This window comes from Streptomyces sp. NPDC060232, assembly GCF_042726555.1.
Classification (GTDB): Bacteria; Actinomycetota; Actinomycetes; order Streptomycetales; family Streptomycetaceae; genus Streptomyces.
The window spans coordinates 1-19443 of the sequence record NZ_JBHXAG010000026.1; the positions used below are offsets into that span (position 1 = coordinate 1).

The 19443-nt window shown below is 70.3% G+C and carries 14 protein-coding genes; 6 read left to right on the plus strand and 8 right to left on the minus strand.

The annotated features are described in order from the left end of the window. Positions 1-121: 121 nt before the first annotated feature. The gene (locus ACFWFZ_RS29215) at positions 122-541 is read right to left on the minus strand and encodes a hypothetical protein (protein ID WP_387126032.1); all 420 of its coding nucleotides are present in this window, start codon (positions 539-541) and stop codon (positions 122-124) included. Positions 542-667: 126 nt separating this feature from the next. On the opposite strand from ACFWFZ_RS29215, the gene ACFWFZ_RS29220 reads away from it, so the two are divergent. Continuing rightward, positions 668-1339, plus strand: a complete 672-nt coding sequence (locus ACFWFZ_RS29220) for a response regulator (RefSeq protein ID WP_387126034.1) — start codon at positions 668-670, stop codon at positions 1337-1339. A 282-nt stretch (positions 1340-1621) separates the two neighbouring features. Here the strand turns inward: ACFWFZ_RS29220 and ACFWFZ_RS29225 are convergent, their stop codons facing one another. The 4 genes from ACFWFZ_RS29225 to metH form a co-directional block, all read right to left on the minus strand. Continuing rightward, on the minus strand, positions 1622-3205 hold the full coding sequence (locus ACFWFZ_RS29225) for an ABC transporter substrate-binding protein (RefSeq protein ID WP_387126036.1): 1584 nt from the start codon (positions 3203-3205) through the stop codon (positions 1622-1624). Between the two features lie 71 nt (positions 3206-3276). Next, complete coding sequence (locus tag ACFWFZ_RS29230; RefSeq protein WP_387126038.1) at positions 3277-4881, minus strand: ABC transporter substrate-binding protein; 1605 nt, start codon at positions 4879-4881, stop codon at positions 3277-3279. A 580-nt stretch (positions 4882-5461) separates the two neighbouring features. Beyond that, positions 5462-6163, minus strand: coding sequence for an HAD family hydrolase (locus tag ACFWFZ_RS29235; RefSeq protein ID WP_387126040.1), 702 nt, complete (start codon positions 6161-6163; stop codon positions 5462-5464). Positions 6164-6274: 111 nt separating this feature from the next. Continuing rightward, on the minus strand, positions 6275-9784 hold the full coding sequence (metH, locus tag ACFWFZ_RS29240; RefSeq protein WP_387126042.1) for a methionine synthase: 3510 nt from the start codon (positions 9782-9784) through the stop codon (positions 6275-6277). A 274-nt stretch (positions 9785-10058) separates the two neighbouring features. Between metH and ACFWFZ_RS29245 the strand changes: the two genes are divergently transcribed. From ACFWFZ_RS29245 to ACFWFZ_RS29265, 5 genes are all read left to right on the plus strand, one after another. Next, entirely contained in the window at positions 10059-10826 is a 768-nt protein-coding gene (locus ACFWFZ_RS29245) for an IclR family transcriptional regulator (protein ID WP_387126044.1), read from the plus strand. A gap of 314 nt (positions 10827-11140) precedes the next feature. Next, positions 11141-11923 (plus strand): MIP/aquaporin family protein, encoded by a 783-nt coding sequence (locus ACFWFZ_RS29250; protein ID WP_387126046.1) that lies wholly within the window; start codon positions 11141-11143, stop codon positions 11921-11923. 79 nt (positions 11924-12002) lie between these two features. Next, positions 12003-13544 carry a glycerol kinase GlpK gene (gene glpK / locus ACFWFZ_RS29255; RefSeq protein WP_387126048.1) on the plus strand — a complete coding sequence of 514 codons (1542 nt, stop codon included), beginning with the start codon at positions 12003-12005 and terminating at the stop codon, positions 13542-13544. A gap of 40 nt (positions 13545-13584) precedes the next feature. Further along, complete coding sequence (locus ACFWFZ_RS29260) at positions 13585-15192, plus strand: FAD-dependent oxidoreductase (protein ID WP_387126050.1); 1608 nt, start codon at positions 13585-13587, stop codon at positions 15190-15192. A gap of 126 nt (positions 15193-15318) precedes the next feature. Then, a complete protein-coding gene (locus tag ACFWFZ_RS29265) occupies positions 15319-16314 on the plus strand; it encodes a PAC2 family protein (protein ID WP_387126052.1) in 996 nt (331 codons plus the stop codon). Between the two features lie 345 nt (positions 16315-16659). Here ACFWFZ_RS29265 and mshC read toward each other — a convergent pair whose 3' ends face one another. The 3 genes from mshC to ACFWFZ_RS29280 all read right to left on the minus strand — a co-directional run bounded on the left by mshC (position 16660) and on the right by ACFWFZ_RS29280 (position 19402). After that, the gene (mshC, locus tag ACFWFZ_RS29270; RefSeq protein WP_387126054.1) at positions 16660-17889 is read right to left on the minus strand and encodes a cysteine--1-D-myo-inosityl 2-amino-2-deoxy-alpha-D-glucopyranoside ligase; all 1230 of its coding nucleotides are present in this window, start codon (positions 17887-17889) and stop codon (positions 16660-16662) included. 110 nt (positions 17890-17999) lie between these two features. Further along, positions 18000-18848 carry an SCO1664 family protein gene (locus ACFWFZ_RS29275; RefSeq protein ID WP_387126056.1) on the minus strand — a complete coding sequence of 283 codons (849 nt, stop codon included), beginning with the start codon at positions 18846-18848 and terminating at the stop codon, positions 18000-18002. Continuing rightward, positions 18812-19402, minus strand: a complete 591-nt coding sequence (locus tag ACFWFZ_RS29280) for a DUF3090 domain-containing protein (protein ID WP_387126058.1) — start codon at positions 19400-19402, stop codon at positions 18812-18814. Before ACFWFZ_RS29280 ends, ACFWFZ_RS29275 begins: the two co-directional genes overlap by 37 nt. Positions 19403-19443: the final 41 nt, after the last annotated feature.

The following is a 19443-nucleotide window of genomic DNA, read 5'->3' on the forward strand; positions in this document are numbered from 1 at the left end:
CCGGCACGCACTCTCGCCGCACCGGCCGAAAGCCACGTACGTCCCGTACGAGCGCTTCCGGCCGGCACGCCGAGGGTGCGTGCCGGGCGTCGCGACGCCGCGGGGCAACTCGATACAGGCCCTAGTCGTGCCTGGTCAAGGTGGCCGCTGGCCAGGCGGGACTTTGGCGTAGGGCCTTAGGTCGTGTCTGGAGTTCCGGCGCGGGAGAAGGAGCGGCGTCTGGTGCCGTCGAATCCAAGGCGGAGGAGGGAGTCGACGCGGAGCGTCGGCGGGCCGGGCCGGTCGATGTCCACCAGGTGACCAGCCGGGCGGCTATCGCGTCGGGCCGCGGGCACGGGGATTCGAGACCGAAGTGGTCCTCCAGCTCGTGCTGCAGGAACTCGGCGATCTCGGCCTGGTCGGCGCCGCTGCGGAGCCGTCCGAGGAGCGGCGCAAGCATGCAGTCGTACTCGTCCCGCACCGAGTCGGCGACGCCGATCGGATCCCACTCGTTGATCAGGCGCCGCAGCTCGTTCTCGGTGGAGGTGCTCCAGACTTTCATCCCCTCAGCCTGCCAGCCGGGAACGGTCGCCGTCGCACGGGTGCCGGGGCGGGATTTCTTGATCGTCGGGTCAGGGCAGAATGGGCGTGTCCGCCGAAGCCGTCCGACGAATACGAGGTATCGCCCGTGGCCATCCGCGTTCTCCTGGTCGACGACCAGCCACTGTTGCGCACCGGCTTCCGGATGATCCTGGAGGCGGAGGAGGACCTGGCGGTGGTCGGTGAGGCCGGGGACGGCCTGCAGGCGCTGGACCAGGTGCGGGCGCTGCAGCCGGATGTGGTGCTGATGGACATCCGGATGCCGCGGATGGACGGGGTCGAGGCGACGCGGCAGATCACCGGGCCGGGTCGGGACGGTCCGGCGAAGGTTCTGGTGCTGACCACGTTCGATCTGGACGAGTACGTGGTGGAGGCGCTGCGGGCGGGGGCGAGCGGGTTCCTGCTGAAGGACGCGCCGGCCAACGAGCTGGTGCAGGCTATCCGGGTGGTGGCGGCGGGCGAGGCGATGCTCGCGCCGAGCATCACGCGGCGGCTGCTGGACAAGTACGCGGGGCATCTGCCGTCGGGTGACGAGCGCGTCCCGGACACGCTGGGGACGTTGACCGAGCGTGAGGTGGAGGTGCTGAAGCTGGTGGCGCGGGGCCTGTCGAACGCGGAGATCGCGGCGGACCTGTTCGTGAGCGAGACGACGGTCAAGACGCACGTGGGGCACGTTCTGACGAAGCTGGGGCTGCGTGACCGGGTCCAGGCGGCGGTGTACGCGTACGAGAGCGGTCTGGTCCGGCCCGGAGCCCAGTAGCCCCGCAGGTCCGCCGGCGCCTCCGGCGCGGGCCCCTACGGGGCTCCGGCCCGACGCCCAAGAGCCGTCGCAGGCTGTCGGCGCCTCGGGCGCAGGTTCCTACGGGCCTCCGGCCCGACGCAACCGCTGCACGGGCGAGTGAGCCGAAGGGCCCGCGTCGGCGAAGGAGGGCGAGCGCCCGCAGGAATCCGTGAGGAACGAGCGGATTCCGAGGACGTACGCCCTCCTGGAGCCGACACCAGCGGGCCCGGAGGCGAACCGAGCCTCCGAAGAAGGCTCGCGTCAGCCCTTGCTGATCTCCCAGAAGCGGAAGACGGTGGAGGCGTCCAGGGACCACTGGAGGCCGTTGACGTTCTGGCGGGTGACGGCGTACTGCTTGCCCTGCCAGAGCGGGAGGAGCGGGAGCTCGTCGGCGACGATGTCCTGGAGGCGGTCGTAGTCGGTGTTGGCCGCGGTGCGGTCGGACTTCGCGGAGGTCGACGGGATGATCGTCCCGGTGATCTCCTTGTTGTCGTAGTTGTTGTTCAGGACGTTGCCCGGGCCGAAGAACGGCTGGGTGAAGTTGTCGGCGTCCGGGTAGTCGGGGACCCAGCCCTTGACGTAGATGCCGTACTTGCCCGCCTGGATGTCCTTCTCGTACTGCTCGTACTCGACGGACTTGACGTCGGCCTCGAAGAGGCCGCTGTCGTTGAGCTGCTTGGCGATGACCTCGAACTGCTGGTCGGTGGAGGGGCCGTAGCGGGACGGGGTCGAGTACAGGGTGACCTTGACCTTGCCGTTGATGTTGGCGGCCTTGAGGACGGCCTTGGCCTTCTCGGGCTGCGGGGTGCCGCCGTAGCGGTCGAAGAACGGCGTGGTGTGGCCGGCGATGCCGGCGGGGACGATGGAGTACAGGGCGGTGGCGGTGCCGGCGTACACGTCCTTGACGAGGGCTTCGCGGTCCACGAGGTAGGCGATGGCCTTGCGGACGGGGAGCTTGCCGACGACGGGGTCGTTGATGTTGAAGACCATGTGCTCGACTTCGGCGCCGGTGCCCTGGACGACGTCGACCTTGTCGTCGCCGGTCTTGGTGGAGGCGAGGGCGGCGATGTCCTTGGCGGCGAGGCCGCGGAAGGCGAAGTCGACGTCTCCGTTTTCGAGGACGGTCTTGAGGCCGGCCTGGTCGCCGTTGAAGAACTTCAGGGTGACGCCGGTGTTCTTCGCCTTGGCCTTGCCCGTGTAGGACTCGTTGACGGAGAAGGTGGCGCTCTTGTCGCTGAAGGAGTCGAGCTTGTAGACGCCGGAGCCGACGGCCTTGTTGTCGGTGCGGAGCTTGTCGGCCGGGTACTCGCGGTGGTCGACGATGGAGCCCGCACCCGAGGCGATCTTGCTCGGGAAGGTGGCGTCGGAGGTCTTCAGGCGGAAGACGACGGTCTGGTCGTCGGGGGCGTCGATGCCGGCGATCGAGGCGAGCATGACGGCGGGGCCGTTCTCGTCGTTGATCTTCAGCGTGCGCTCGAAGGAGTACTTGACGTCCTTGGAGGTGAGCTCGTTGCCGTTGCTGAACTTCAGGTCCTTCTTCAGCGTGCACTTGAAGAGCTTGCTGTCGCCGCCCTCGAAGGCGCAGCTCTGGGCGGCGTCGGGCTCGGGGGTGGTGCCGCCCTTGGGGAAGCTCAGCAGCGACTGGAAGACGTTGTTGAAGAGCAGCCAGGAGCCCGGGTCGTAGCCGGATGCCGGGTCGGTGGACTTCACCTTGTCGGATATACCCATGACCACGCCCTTGCCGCTGCCGGCATTGGAGCCATCGGTCGAACCGCAACCGCTGAGCAGCGCGGCGGCGGTGGCTGCGCCGAGCGGGGCCGCCAGCCACTGGTTACGTCGATTCACGCGAACGTCCTTCACAGTCGAACTGTTTCGTTGCTCCGGCCCGCGACACCCGCTGCCGGTCTTTGCCTTGCTCAGCCGCTTACGCCGCGGCCGAGCTCCCACAACTGGAGGTCGGAGATGGCGTTGACCGACCACTCCACTCCGGTGATTCCGTCGCGTGCGGCGACGTACTGCTTGCCCTGCCACAGGGGCAGGACGGGTACGTCCTCGGCGACGATGTCCTGCATCTCCGTGACCGCGGGCGCGGCGACGTTTCGGTCGACCGCGCGCCGGGACTCGGGGAGGAGCCTGGTGCGCACCGCGTTGTTGGCGTACGGCGTGCCCAGGAAGTTGTCCTGCTCCAGGAACGGGGCGAGGAAGTTGTCGGCGTCCGGGTAGTCGGGGAACCAGCCGAGCCCGTAGGCGGCGTGCTCGCCCATCTTCTGCGCGGGCCGGAAGTCCGACCATTCGCTGCCCTGGACGGTGATGTCGAAGAGGTGGGTGGAGTTGAGCTGGGCCTTGAGGGCCTCGAACTCGGCCGCCGTGCCGTCGCCGTAGTGGTCGCTGGTGTAGTGCAGGGTCAGCTTGACGGGGGTCTTGATTCCGGCGTCCTTCAGCAGTGCGGCGGCCTTGGGGGTGTTGGCGTCGCCGTACTTGTTGTAGAAGGAGTTGACGTGGCCGGTCACGCTGGTGGGGACCAGCGAGTAGAGCGGCTGGGCGGAATTGCCGTAGACCTTGGAGACGAGCGCGCTGCGGTCGACGGCCGCGGCGAGGGCCTGACGGACGGCCTTGTCCTTGACGACGGGCGCGTCGGTGTTGAAGCCGATGTAGCGGATTTCCAGGCCGGGCATCGGGACGAGCTTGACGCCCTTGGGCGGGTTGGCGCTGAGCTCGTTGATCTGGGTGGGCGACAGGGTGCGGGAGACCACGTGGATCCTGCCGTCGGTGAGTGCCTTGCCCATGGCCGGGGAGTCGGGGTAGGTGCGCAGCTCGACCTTGTCGTTGTGCAGCTTGAGGTCGCCCTTGTAGTGGGGGTTCTTGCTGAAGACGGCGCGGACGAGGCGGTTGTCCTTGACCTCGGCCTTCATGGTGTAGGGCCCGGAGCCGTCGACTGCGAAGCCTTCGCGGAGCTTGTCGGCGTCGTAGCTCTTCTCGCTGACGATGCCGGCGGCGGGGGTGGAGAGCTTGAAGGGGAAGGTCGCGTCCGGGGTCTTCAGGTGGAAGACGACGGTGTCCTCGCCCTTGACCTCGACGTTGTCGAGGGTGGAGAGGAGCGAGGAGGGGCCGTTCTCGTCCTTGATCGCGAGGACGCGGTCGATGGAGAACTTGACGTCCTTGGCGGTGAGCGGGTCGCCGCTGGCGAACTTGAGGCCGGGGCGCAGGGTGCAGCGGTAGCTCTCGTTGCCGGAGTCGGTGAAGCGGCAGGCGGAGGCCGCTTCGGGGACGGGCTGGCCGCCGCCGCGCGGGGTGTGCATCAGCGTCTGGACGGTCTGGCGCAGGATGTTCCAGGCGCCGGCGTCGTAGGCGTATGCGGGGTCGAAGGGGGCGGGAGCGAAGTCTGCGGCCTCGAACCGGTCGGTGGTGCCGACGACGATCGCCGCGGATCCTGCTCCCCCACCGCTCGCGGTGCCGCATGCGGCCAGCGCGGGGGTGAGCAGTCCGGCCGCGGCCGTCAGCACCATGGTCTTGCGGTTCATGCTGGAAGTACTCCCTGTGACCGGCACTTGCTCAAAGCGGTGTGAAGGGCACTTCGCGGCGGTCGCCCGTTCGGGGCGGAACGATCGGGCCGGTGTTGTGACGATCGGTCCACGCGGTTCCGGCACAGGGGTGTGTGTGTCCGGGACGGCTGGGTGCGGCGCAGTGCCGGGCTCGACACTAGTGGTCCGGGGCGGGATGGCTGGAACTGGCCGGACTTGGGACGTAATCGCACTGTGATCGGAGGGAACTGCCTGTTCACAGGCAGGGCTGCGCAGATTCGGTCAGGGGCTGATCAATGGGGACACATTGGAAGCCGCCAGGGCCTCCGGACAGGTCCGTTTTGGGTGTGACGCGTGACCAAGGTCACCCTGCGCAACGGCGCCGGAGAGGATGGAATTTCAGCCTCCGGGGCCCACGGCGGAAGATTTTTCCGTCGTGGCGCGACGCGACAGGGTTCCATTCGGTACGGAGCGTGCACGGGGGGTTTCGGTGCGTGGTGATGCATACCGATGTACGCCAGTGCATGCCGATGTGTCCACTTGGGCCGGGCGGGCGCCGTTACCGGGCCTGTCGTCACTGTCAGTTCATGGGGACGATGAGGGAGCGCAGGAACTCCAGGTCGACGTCCTCCAGTGAGCGGACGACCGTACGCCCCGGAGCCGGTTCGATCCCGCCGACCGACGGGATGGCCACGACCCGGCAGCCGGCGGCCTCGGCGGCCGCCACACCGGTGCTGGTGTCCTCGATGACCGCGCACCGCGACGGGTGGGCGCCGAGCGTCCGCGCCGCGAGCAGGTACGGATCGGGGTGCGGCTTGGTACGGGCGACCTCGTCGCCGGCGACCGTCATCGTGAAGCGGTCGCGGCCGAGGGTGAGCAGCACCTGGTCGATGACCCGGCGGTGGGAGGCGGAGACGAGGGCGGTGGGCACGTTGTGCCGGGCCAGCTCGGCCAGCAGCCGCTCGGCGCCGGGCATCAGGGGAACCCGGTCGGCGATACGGGCCTCGAAGCGCTCGTTGAGCAGGACGCTCAGCTCGGCGATGCCGATGGCGGCGCCGGTCGCCTCGATGAGGAAGCCCGCGCTGCGGGTCATGGGGCCGCCGACGACCACGTCGCGCCAGGCGTCGTCCAGGCGGTGGCCGAGCTCGCGGAAGACCTCCGCCTCGACCTCCCACCAGAAGCCCTCGGTGTCCACCAGGGTGCCGTCCATGTCGAGCAGCACCGCCTGCAGTGCCGAGCCGTCGGCCGTGCGGGTGACGGGGGCGGGAACGGTGCTCGTCATGCGCCTGCCTCTCTGAGGGGACGAGAAGGCCGGTCGCCTCTTCCCGCGGGGCATCCCCCGGGGAACAGGCGACCGGCCTGTATGGGACCGACAAGTGTACGTCGGCGGAGCTCAGCGTGCGTTGAAATACTTCGCTTCGGGGTGGTGGATCACGATGGCGTCCGTCGACTGCTCCGGGTGGAGCTGGAACTCCTCCGAGAGGTGGACGCCGATCCGCTCCGGCTGGAGGAGGTCGGCGATCTTCGCGCGGTCCTCCAGGTCGGGGCAGGCGCCGTAGCCGAGGGAGAAGCGGGCGCCGCGGTACTTGAGGTCGAACATGTCCTCGACCTTGGCCGGGTCCTCGCCGCCGAACCCGAGCTCGGCGCGGACCCGGGCGTGCCAGTACTCGGCCATGGCCTCGGCGAGCTGGACGGAGAGGCCGTGCAGCTCCAGGTACTCGCGGTAGGAGTCGGACTCGAAGAGCTTGGCCGTGGCCTCGCCGATCTTCGAGCCGACGGTGACCACCTGGAGGCCGACGACGTCGGTCTCGCCGGACTCCTCGGGGCGGAAGAAGTCCGCGAGGCACAGGCGGCGGCCGCGGCGCTGGCGCGGGAAGGTGAAGCGGGTCCGCTCGTTGCCGGCGTCGTCGAGGATGATCAGGTCGTCGCCCTTGGAGACGCAGGGGAAGTAGCCGTAGACGACGGCCGCCTCCAGCAGGTTCTCCGTGTGCAGCTTCTCCAGCAGGCCGCGCAGGCGCGGGCGGCCCTCGCTCTCGACGAGCTCCTCGTACGTGGCACCGCCCGCGCGCGCCTGCTTGAGGCCCCACTGGCCCTTGAAGAGGGCTCCCTCGTCCAGCCAGGAGGCGTAGTCCTTGAGCGGGATGCCCTTGACCACGCGGGTGCCCCAGAACGGCGGGGTGGGCACCGGGTTGTCGACGGCCACGTCCGAGCGGCCGCCGGGCTCCTGCGGCTCCTCCACCTGGAGGGGGGTGTCCCGCTTGGCGACGCGGCGCTGCTTGAGCTCGGGCAGGGCGGCGCCGGGGACGCCGCGCTTGACGGCGATGAGGGCGTCCATGAGGCGCAGGCCCTCGAAGGCGTCGCGTGCGTAGCGGACCTCGCCCTCGTAGATCTCGTGGAGGTCCTGTTCGACGTAGGCGCGGGTGAGGGCGGCGCCGCCGAGGATCACCGGGTAGTCGGCGGCCAGCTTGCGCTGGTTCAGCTCCTCCAGGTTCTCCTTCATGATCACGGTGGACTTCACGAGGAGGCCGGACATGCCGATGACGTCGGCCTTGTGTTCCTGGGCGGCTTCGAGGATCGCGGAGACGGGCTGCTTGATGCCGATGTTGACGACGTTGTAGCCGTTGTTGGTCAGGATGATGTCGACGAGGTTCTTGCCGATGTCGTGGACGTCGCCGCGGACGGTGGCCAGGACGATGGTGCCCTTGCCCTCGTCGTCGGTCTTCTCCATGTGGGGTTCGAGGTAGGCCACGGCCGTCTTCATGACCTCGGCGGACTGCAGGACGAAGGGGAGCTGCATCTGGCCGGAGCCGAAGAGCTCGCCGACGACCTTCATCCCTTCCAGGAGGGTGTCGTTGACGATGTCGAGGGCGGGGCGGGTCTGGAGGGCCTCGTCGAGGTCGGCCTCCAGGCCGTTCTTCTCGCCGTCGATGATGCGGCGCTGCAGGCGCTCGTCCAGGGGCAGGGCGAGGAGTTCCTCGGCGCGGCCGGCCTTGAGGGACTTGGTGTTGACGCCCTCGAAGAGGGCCATCAGCTTCTGCAGCGGGTCGTAGTCCCCGGTGCGCCGGTCGTAGATCAGGTCGAGGGCGGTGGAGACCTGCTCCTCGTCGAAGCGGGCGATCGGCAGGATCTTGGAGGCGTGGACGATGGCCGAGTCGAGGCCGGCCTTGACGCACTCGTCGAGGAAGACCGAGTTCAGCAGGACGCGGGCGGCCGGGTTCAGGCCGAAGGAGATGTTCGACAGGCCCAGCGTGGTCTGGACGTCGGGGTGGCGGCGCTTGAGTTCCCGGATCGCCTCGATCGTGGCGATGCCGTCGCCGCGGGACTCCTCCTGGCCGGTGCAGATGGTGAAGGTCAGCGTGTCGATGAGGATGTCCGACTCGCGGATGCCCCAGTTGGCCGTCAGGTCGTCGATGAGGCGTTCGGCGATGGCGACCTTGTGCTCGACGGTGCGGGCCTGGCCCTCCTCGTCGATGGTCAGCGCGATGAGCGCGGCGCCGTGTTCCTGGGCCAGCCGGGTGACCTTGGCGAAGCGGGACTCGGGGCCGTCGCCGTCCTCGTAGTTCACCGAGTTGATGACGGCGCGGCCGCCGAGCTTCTCCAGGCCCGCCTTGATGACGGGGACCTCGGTGGAGTCCAGGACGATCGGCAGGGTGGATGCGGTGGCGAAGCGGCCGGCGAGCTCCTCCATGTCGGCGACGCCGTCGCGGCCGACGTAGTCCACGCAGAGGTCGAGCATGTGCGCGCCCTCGCGGATCTGGTCGCGGGCCATCTCGACGCAGTCGTCCCAGCGGCCCTCCAGCATGGCCTCGCGGAACTTCTTGGAGCCGTTGGCGTTGGTGCGCTCGCCGATCGCCATGTACGAGGTGTCCTGGCGGAAGGGCACGGTCTGGTAGAGCGAGGCGGCGCCGGGCTCGGGCTGGGGGTCGCGCGGGACGATCGCCGTGCCGCGGACGCGCTCGACGACCTGGCGCAGGTGCTCGGGGGTGGTGCCGCAGCAGCCGCCGACCAGGGAGAGGCCGTACTCGCGGACGAAGGTCTCCTGGGCGTCGGCGAGCTCGGGGGCGGTCAGCGGGTAGTGCGCGCCCTGCTTGGTCAGGACGGGCAGGCCGGCGTTGGGCATGCAGGAGAGCGGGATGCGGGCGTTGCGCGCGAGGTAGCGCAGGTGCTCGCTCATCTCGGCGGGGCCGGTGGCGCAGTTCAGACCGATCATGTCGATGCCGAGGGGTTCCAGCGCGGTGAGGGCCGCGCCGATCTCGGAGCCCAGCAGCATGGTGCCGGTGGTCTCGACGGTGACGGAGCAGATCAGCGGGACGTCGACGCCGAGCGCCTCCATGGCGCGGCGGGCGCCGATGATGGAGGACTTGGTCTGCAGGAGGTCCTGGGTGGTCTCGACGAGCAGGGCGTCAGCGCCGCCGGCGATCAGGCCCTCGGCGTTGGTCTGGTAGGCGTCGCGGATCTGTGCGTAGGTGATGTGGCCGAGGGTCGGCAGCTTCGTGCCGGGGCCCATGGAGCCGAGCACCCAGCGCTGCTGTCCGGTGGAGGCGGTGAACGCGTCGGCGACCTCGCGGGCGATGCGGGCGCCGGACTCGGAGAGCTCGAAGTTGCGTTCGGCGATGTCGTACTCGGCGAGGGCGGCGTGGTTGGCGCCGAAGGTGTTGGTCTCGACGCAGTCCACACCCACCGAGAAGTACGCCTCGTGCACCGTGCGGACGATGTCGGGGCGGGTGACGTTGAGGACCTCGTTGCAGCCTTCGAGCTGCTGGAAGTCGTCGAGGGTGGGGTCCTGCGCCTGGAGCATCGTTCCCATGGCTCCGTCGGCGACGACCACGCGGGTCGCGAGCGCCTCCCGGAGGGCATCGGCCCGGGTCTGGGTGTCGGCGGGCGGGTTCGGCAACGAGGCCATGGACTGCTCCCTGGGATGCGACGGCTGTCGGCTTTGCACCCCTTCTGCGTCAAGGGTGCACGCGGCCAGCGTAACCGCGAGGCACCGGCCCCGGTGTGGGTGTCCCACGTGGCGGACTGCATTCTGTGGCGGGGGCTTGTCCGAGGTGTCCCGGTGGCGGTGCGGCGAACAGATCTCCTACGGTGCGCAAGGTCGGCATCGACCGATACTGTTCAGCATTGTCGAACCACGTCAAGATGGTCAGAGATACCGAAGGTCAGCAGGAGGCTGCGCGATGGCACGGAACATCCAGTCGCTCGAACGAGCCGCTGCGATGCTGCGACTCCTGGCGGGCGGCGAACGCCGGCTGGGGCTCTCGGACGTGGCGTCCTCGCTGGGCCTGGCCAAGGGCACGGCCCACGGCATCCTGCGCACCCTGCAGGCCGAGGGCTTCGTGGAGCAGGACCCGGCCTCCGGGCGCTACCAGCTGGGCGCCGAGCTGCTGCGCCTGGGCAACAGCTATCTGGACGTGCACGAGCTGCGCGCCCGCGCCCTGGTGTGGACCGACGACCTGGCCCGGGCGAGCGGCGAGAGCGTGTACGTGGGCGTGCTGCACCAGAGCGGGGTGCTGATCATGCACCACGTGTTCCGGCCCGACGACAGCCGCCAGGTGCTGGAGGTCGGGGCCATGCAGCCGCTGCACTCGACCGCGCTGGGCAAGGTGCTGTCGGCGTACGACCCGGTCGCGCACACCCAGGTGCTGGAGGTGGAGCGGGAGGCGTTCACCCCGCGTACGGTCACGGACGCCGCCGGCTTCGAGGAGATCCTGGGCCTGACCCGGGCGCGCGGCTGGGCCGCGGACGTCGAGGAGACGTGGGAGGGCGTCGCCTCGGTGGCGGCGCCGATCCACGACCGGCGCCGGATGCCGGTGGGCGCGGTGGCGGTCGCGGGCGCCGTGGAGCGGGTGTGCGGCGAGTCAGGGGAGCCCCACGCCGCCCTCGTCGCCTCGGTGCGCGACTGCGCGCGGGCGGTTTCGCGCGATCTCGGCGCAGGCCGGTTCTGACCTTCCTTTAACAGGCTCCGGCCATCACCTGGCCCCCTTCTGCCCATTTTTCGCCATATCTCGACCTTGAGATGGCCGGATTTGGCTGATCGCACGTGCCGGTAACGATCCGACACATTGGCCTGGCCGACCCTTGACGCATTCTTCACCTGGGCGGAAAACTGCCGTTCACCGGTCGACATTGTCGAACACCTACCGGCAATACGCGCTAGGATGCGACAAGGCCAAGGACCGGTGCAGCACTCACCGAGTGCGCGGAACCACCGGAGGGACCCGGTTTCCGCCCACCCCTGGACGTACGTAAGGAGTCGCGGGTGTCCAGCTCCGACATCTTCATCGGCGAGACCATCGGTACCGCCCTGCTCACTCTGCTCGGCGGTGGCGTCTGCGCCGCAGTGACACTCAAGAGCTCCAAGGCCCGCAACGCGGGCTGGCTCGCGATCACCTTCGGCTGGGGCTTCGCCGTGCTGATCGCGGCCTACGTCTCCGCGCCGCTCTCCGGTGCGCACCTCAACCCGGCGGTCACCGTCGGCCTCGCCGTCAAGACCGGCGAGTGGGGCGACACGCCCGTCTACTTCGCCGGCCAGCTGCTGGGCGCCATGCTCGGCGCGGTGGTGATGTGGGTGACCTACTTCGGCCAGTTCCGCGCACACCTCTCCGACCCCGAGCACATCCGCGACGCCAAGCTCGGCCCGGAGGACCCGCACCCGCACGACGTGGCCGGCCCCGTGCTCGGCATCTTCTCCACCGGCCCCGAGATCCGCAACGTCGTGCAGAACCTCGCGACCGAGATCATCGGCACCGCCGTGCTGGTCCTGGCGATCCTGACCCAGGGCCTCCAGGACGGCGGCAAGGGCCTCGGTGTCATCGGTGTCCTGATCACGTCCTTCGTGGTCGTCGGCATCGGCCTCTCGCTGGGCGGCCCGACCGGTTACGCCATCAACCCGGTGCGCGACCTCGGCCCCCGAATAGTCCACGCCCTGCTGCCGCTCCCCAACAAGGGCGGCTCCGACTGGGGATACTCCTGGATCCCGGTGGCCGGCCCGCTCCTCGGTGCCGTGCTCGCCGGCGGTCTTTACAACATCGCGTTCGCCTGATCAGCATCTGCCGCGCTCGTAAGATCCGCATCGCACTCCTGATTCCGCCTACACACCAGACCTGCCAGGAGCAGCCATCATGACCAGCAGCACCGGCCCCTTCATCGCCGCGATCGACCAGGGCACCACCTCCTCCCGCTGCATCGTCTTCGACCGCGACGGCCGCATCGTCGCCGTCGACCAGAAGGAGCACGAGCAGATCTTCCCGAAGCCGGGCTGGGTGGAGCACGACGCCACCGAGATCTGGACCAACGTCCAGGAGGTCGTCGCCGGCGCCATCGCCAAGGCCGCCCAGGACATTCCGGGCTTCACCGCCGCCGACGTCAAGGCGATCGGCATCACCAACCAGCGCGAGACCACCCTGCTGTGGGACCGCCACACCGGCGAGCCCGTCCACAACGCGCTGGTCTGGCAGGACACCCGTACCGACGCCCTGTGCAGGGAACTCGGCCGCAACGTCGGCCAGGACCGCTTCCGCCGCGAGACCGGCCTGCCGCTGGCCAGCTACTTCGCGGGCCCGAAGGTCCGCTGGCTGCTCGACAACGTCGAGGGCCTGCGCGAGCGCGCCGAGGCCGGCGACATCCTCTTCGGCACCATGGACTCGTGGGTCATCTGGAACCTCACGGGCGGCGCCCAGGGCGGTGCGCACGTCACCGACGTCACCAACGCCTCGCGCACCATGCTGATGAACCTGCACACCCTCGCCTGGGACGAGAAGATCGCGGAGTCGATGGGCGTCCCGCTCAACGTGCTCCCGGAGATCAAGTCCTCCGCCGAGGTCTACGGCCACGTCAAGGACGGCGTCCTCGCCGGTGTCCCGGTCGCCTCGGCGCTCGGCGACCAGCAGGCCGCCCTCTTCGGCCAGACCTGTTTCGCCGAGGGCGAGGCGAAGTCCACGTACGGCACCGGAACGTTCATGCTGATGAACACCGGCGACAAGATCATCAACTCCTACAGCGGCCTGCTGACCACGGTCGGCTACCAGATCGGCGACCAGAAGCCGGTCTACGCCCTGGAGGGCTCCATCGCCGTCACCGGCTCGCTCGTCCAGTGGATGCGCGACCAGATGGGCCTGATCAAGTCCGCGGCCGAGATCGAGACCCTGGCCTCCTCCGTCGAGGACAACGGCGGCGCCTACTTCGTCCCGGCCTTCTCCGGCCTGTTCGCCCCGTACTGGCGCTCCGACGCCCGCGGTGTGATCGCCGGCCTCACCCGGTACGTCACCAAGGCGCACATCGCCCGTGCCGTCCTGGAGGCCACCGCCTGGCAGACCCGCGAGATCACCGACGCCATGACCAAGGACTCGGGCGTCGAGCTCGCCGCCCTCAAGGTCGACGGCGGCATGACCTCCAACAACCTGCTGATGCAGACGCTCTCGGACTTCCTGGACGCCCCCGTGGTGCGCCCGATGGTCGCCGAGACCACCTGCCTCGGCGCCGCCTACGCCGCCGGCCTGGCCGTCGGCTTCTGGCCCGACACCGACGCCCTGCGCGCCAACTGGCGCCGCGCGGCGGAGTGGACCCCGCGGATGCCCGCCGATCAGCGGGATCGCGAGTACAAGAGCTGGCTCAAGGCCGTCGAGCGGTCCATGGGCTGGGTCGACGACGAAGACGCCAGCTGACCGCACCAGCTGAGTCAATCGACGAGGAGCTGAAAGAGATATGAGCACCCTGCAGAGCGTCCCCGCCCTGGGTACGCACCCGACCGCCGGCGCGAACGCGAGCCGTGCCGAGACCCGCGAGCAGCTGGCGAAGGCCACGTACGACCTGCTGGTCATCGGCGGTGGAATCCTGGGCACCTCGGTGGCCTGGCACGCCGCGCAGTCGGGTCTGCGGGTTGCCATGGTGGACGCCGGCGACTTCGCCGGCGCCACCTCCTCGGCCTCCTCCAAGCTCGTCCACGGCGGCCTGCGCTACCTGCAGACCGGCGCGGTCAAGCTGGTCGCGGAGAACCACCACGAGCGGCGGGTGCTGGCCAAGGACGTGGCCCCGCACCTGGTCAACCCGCTCACCTTCTACCTGCCGGTCTACAAGGGCGGTCCGGTGGGTGCGGCCAAGCTGGGCGCGGGCGTCTTCGCCTACTCCGCCCTCTCGGCCTTCGGCGACGGCATGGGCAAGGTCATATCCCCGGCCCGTGCCGTCGCCGACAACCCCGGCCTGAAGACCGACAACCTCAAGGCCGTCGCGGTCTACTACGACCACCAGATGAACGACTCCCGCGTCGCCGTCATGACGGTCCGCGCGGCCGTCGAGTCGGGTGCGGTCGTCCTCAACCACGCCGAGGTCACCGGACTGCGCAAGACGCACGGCCGGGTCACCGGCGCCGAGCTCAAGGACCGCCTGGACGGCACCGAGTTCGGCATCGACGCCCGCGTCGTGCTCAACGCCACCGGCCCGTGGGTGGACCACCTGCGGCGCATGGAGGACAAGCACTCGATGCCCTCGATCCGCCTCTCCAAGGGCGCGCACATCGTCATGAAGCGCAAGTCGCCCTGGAAGGCCGCGATGGCCACCCCGATCGACAAGTACCGCATCACCTTCGCCCTCCCGTGGGAGGACCAGCTGCTGCTCGGCACCACCGACGAGGTGTACGAGGGAGACCCGGCGGACGTGCGCGCCACCGAGTCCGACATCCAGCAGATCCTGGACGAGGCGGCCTTCTCGGTGAAGGACGCCGACCTCGACCGCTCGCTGATGACGTACGCCTTCGCCGGCCTGCGCGTGCTGCCCGGCGGCCCCGGCGGCGTGGAGAAGGCCAAGCGCGAGACGGTCGTCTCCGAGGGCGCGGGCGGCATGCTGTCGGTCGCCGGCGGCAAGTGGACCACGTACCGCCACATCGGCCGCGTCGTCATGGACAAGCTGGCCAAGCTCCCGGGCAGCCCGCTGACCGAGGACATGGAGCCCGTGAAGTCCCTCGTACGCCGCATCGCGCTGCCGGGTGTCGCCAACCCGAACGCGGTCGCGCACCGGCTTCTGGTGGACCGTGGGCCCGGCACCCGGATGGACCCGCTGACCGCGCGCCACCTGGCCTCGCACTACGGCTCCCTGGCCTTCGACATCGCCCGCATCGCGAACGAGGACCCGGCGCTGGCCGAGCGCATCCACCCGGACGGTCCGGAGATCTGGGCGCAGGTCGCCTACGCCCGTGACAACGAGTGGGCCGAGACGGCCGACGACGTGCTGCGCCGCCGCACGACGGTGACGATCCGCGGCCTGGACGACGACGCCGTCCGGGCCCGCGTCGAGGAGATGCTGGCCCGCAAGGCATAGCTCTCACGCAGGTGGGGAAGAGGGGCGGTTCCGAGGGGAACCGCCCCTCTGTCGTGGGCTGTGGCCGGTGTCCCCTCAAGGCTTAGGCTGACCCACATACGCAAGGAACTTCGGAAGGAGACCTGGGTGATCGAGCTTGAGGGCGTGCCCGAGCTGATCGACCCGGTCATGGTGGCCGCGTTCGAGGGCTGGAACGACGCGGGTGACGCGGCCTCCGGTGCGGTCGCACACCTGGACCGGGAGTGGAAGGGCGAGGTCTTCGCGGCTCTGGACGCCGAGGACTACTACGACTTCCAGGTCAACCGGCCCACGGTGTGGCTGGACAACGGGGTACGCAAGATCACGTGGCCGACGACCCGGCTCTCGGTGGTCCGGATCGGCGGCGCCAAACCGCGCGACCTGGTGCTGGTGCGCGGGATCGAACCGTCCATGCGGTGGCGGTCGTTCTGCAACGAGATCCTCGGCTTCGCGCACGAGCTGGGCGTGGAGATGGTGGTCATCCTGGGGGCGCTCCTCGGGGACACGCCGCACACCCGGCCGGTGCCGGTGAGCGGGGTCACCTCGGACGCGGACCTGGCGCGGACGATGGACCTGGAGGAGACCAAGTACGAGGGCCCGACGGGCATCGTGGGCATCCTCCAGGAGGCCTGTACGCATGCGGGCGTGCCGGCGGTGTCGCTGTGGGCGGCCGTGCCGCACTACGTGTCGCAGCCGCCGAACCCGAAGGCGACGCTGGCCCTGCTGAACCGGCTGGAGGACCTGATCGACATCAGGATCCCGCTGGGCGAGCTGCCGGAGGACGCGCGGGCCTGGCAGCTGGGCGTGGACCAACTGGCCGCCGAGGACAGCGAGGTGGCGGAGTACGTCCAGACGCTGGAGGAGGCGCGGGACACCGCGGACCTGCCGGAGGCCTCGGGCGATGCCATCGCGCGGGAGTTCGAGCGGTACCTGCGGCGGCGGGATCCGGCGGCGGGCCCGGCGGCGGAGCCGGGCGACGGCTCGTACCTCCGCGACACGTCGAGCGGTCTGACGCGTCCGACGAAGCGGAAGCCGGACGCCCCGGGCGAGGAGCCGCCCGCCGCTCCGCCGGAGGAGCCGGGGGACGGCACCCCGGAAGCGTGACCCGCGCGGCGCCGCGGCGCAAGCGCCCCGGGCTGCGCCGGGCCAGGTGGGCTCCGCCCCACACCCGCGCCTCGAACGCCGGCGGGGCTGGTTCTCCCAGCCCGTCCGGCGTTTGAGGACCGGGTCCGGGCAGAGCCCTGGGAACGGTGGAAGGGCGGGTAGGGGACGGCTCCTCGCAGCGGCGGCCCGGACCTGCGCGCCCGGACAGGGCGATGCCCCCGGCCCGGGTGGGGCCGGGGGCATCGGCGGCAGGGCCGCGGCGGCTAGGTCCTGTCTGGAGTTCCCCCCGCGGCGTTGCGGCGTCTGGCACCGCTCCTTCTCCCGCGCTGGAACTCCAGACAGGACCTACAGGGCTACGCCCAGGAGGGCGTCGACGGTGCGGGAGACCAGGCCGGGGGCGGACTCGTCGTCGCCGTCGGTGGCGTTCTGGAGCTCCACCCAGCGGTCCACGGCCGCGAGCGCCGCGGGGGCGTCCAGGTCGTTCGCCAGGGCCTCGCGGACCTCTTCGAGGACCGCGTCCGCCGCGATGCCGTCCGGCCGGGAGACCGCCGCGCGCCACCGCTCCAGCCGGGCCACGGCCTCGTCGAGGACGGCGTCCGTCCACTCCCAGTCGGCCCGGTAGTGGTGCGAGAGCAGGGCCAGGCGGATCGCCGCCGGGTCCACGCCCGCACGGCGCAGCGCCGAGACGAAGACGAGGTTGCCCTTCGACTTCGACATCTTCTCGCCGTGCAGGGCGACCATGCCGGCGTGGACGTACGCCTTGGCCATCGGGAACTCGCCGGTCAGCGCCTGCGCGTGCGACGCGCCCATCTCGTGGTGCGGGAAGGCGAGGTCGGAGCCGCCGCCCTGGATGTCGAAGCCCATGCCCAGGTGTTCCAGGGCGATCGCGACGCACTCGATGTGCCAGCCCGGCCGGCCGCGGCCCAGCGAGCCGCCGTCCCAGCTCGGCTCGCCCGCGCGCGCCGCCATCCACAGCATCGGGTCCAGGGGGTTCTTCTTCCCCGGGCGCTCGGGGTCGCCGCCCCGCTCCGCCGAGAGCAGGCGCATGGCCTCGGCGTCGAGGTGGGAGACGCCGCCGAAGTGCGGGTCGGACTCCACCGAGAAGTAGATGTCGCCCTCCAGCTCGTACGCCGCGCCCGCGTCGCGCAGCCGCTCGACCAGCGGCACGATGCCGGGTATGGCCTCGACGGCTCCGATGTAGTGCTGCGGCGGCAGCATCCGCAGGGCCGTCATGTCCTCACGGAAGAGCGCGGTCTCACGCTCGGCCAGCTCGGTCCAGTCGTGGCCGTCGCGCAGCGCCCGCTCCAGCAGCGGGTCGTCGACGTCGGTGACGTTCTGGACGTAGTGGACCTGCCGCTTGGTGTCGAGCCACACGCGCTGCACGAGGTCGAACGCGTTGTAGGTCGCCGCGTGACCGATGTGGGTCGCGTCGTACGGGGTGATGCCGCAGACGTAGATGCGGGCGACGGGACCGGGGGCGAGGGTGATCGTCCCCTGGGTCGCGGAGTCGTGGATCTGGAGGTCGCGGCCCTTGCCGGGAAGGGCGGGGACCTCAGAAGCGGGCCAGGCATGCATGGGTCGAGCCTAACCGGACGGATGTTCCGGAAACGAACTGGACCTGCACTGTTGTCTTGATCGGCGCTCTTGCGGTCTGGCCGGTTCTGTGCGTACGGCCGGTGGCCGGTTCAGACCGGTGGCCAGGGGATCGCCGGCCACTGCCCGGACGGCAGCGGATGCGTTCCGGTGCGCAGCATGTGCGCCACCCGCTCCCGTACGGCGGCCAGCTCGGCCGCCGTGATCAGTTCGGCCAGCCGGGTGGCGAGGGGGGCTCCGTCGGCCAGTTGCGCGGCCAGCGCGGTGAGCGCCTCGCGGGCCTCGTCCGTCAGCGGCTCCCCCGCCCAGCCCCACAGCAGGGTGCGCAGCTTGTCCTCGGTGTGGAAGGTCACGCCGTGGTCGATGCCGTAGATCCGTCCGTCGGGCGCGGGCAGCAGGTGCCCGCCCTTGCGGTCGCCGTTGTTGATCACGGCATCGAGGACGGAGAGCCGGCGCAGCCTGGGGTCGTCGGCGTGGACGAGCAGGGCCGTGCGGCCCTCTGCGACCTCGGCGAAGGCCACGGGCTTCCAGCCCTCGCCGGCGTCCTCGCCGTCGACGAGCGCGAGGAGCCCTTCCTCCGGGGAGTCCGCCGGCGGCTGCCGGGCTTCGATCCACTGCTGGACCATGCCCTCGCCGTAGGGCCCGTCGCGCAGCACGGTGGGGGGCACCAGGCCCCATCCGGTGGCCTCGGAGACCAGGTAGGCGGCGACCTCCCGCTGGGCGAGGCTGCCGTCGGGGAAGTCCCACAGCGGCCGCTCCCCCTTGACCGGCTTGTAGACGCAGTCGGCGCTCACGCCGTCGTAGGTGGCGGTGCACAGCAGGACCGCGTTGGATGCCTCGCGGATCCGGCCGACGACGGTCAGCTCGCCCTTGGCGAGCAGTTCCTCCATGTCCCCCTGGCCCGTCACGCCTGGCGCCGGTAGCCGTTCTGGCGCGGGCACACGTGGCCCTCCGGGTCCAGCGGCAGACTGCACAGCGGACAGGGCGGGCGGCCGGCGTTGACCACGTCCAGGGCGCGCTTGGCGAAGGCGCGGGCCTGGGCGCCGGTGAGGCGGACCCGCAGCATCGGCGGGCCGTTCTCCTCGTCCTGGAGCAGCCGCTCCTCCGCCTCGGCGAGGTCCTCGTCGGACTCGACGTCCAGCTCCACCAGTGCCTGGGCCTCGACGATCATCCGCTGTTCCTCGCCGTCCCAGGCCAGGGCCATGGTGCCGACGCGGAACTCCTCCTCGACGGGGACGTCCAGCGGGGCGGTGTCGGCGGCCTCCGTGGGGGCCATGGCCGGGACCGGGGCGTTTCCGCCGGTCCGCCGTACGACCTCGTCCAGCAGCTCGTCCATCCGCTCGGCGAGTGCGGCGACCTGGGTCTTCTCCAGGGAGACGCTGGTGACGCGGGGGCCGGCGGAGGCCTGCAGGAAGAACGTACGGCGTCCCGGCAAGCCGACCGTGCCGGCCACGAAGCGGTCCGGGGGGTCGTAGAGGAACACCTGACGGGGCACGTCCAGTCTCCAAGTCTCGGCGGCGGGGGCGGGTCTGCGCC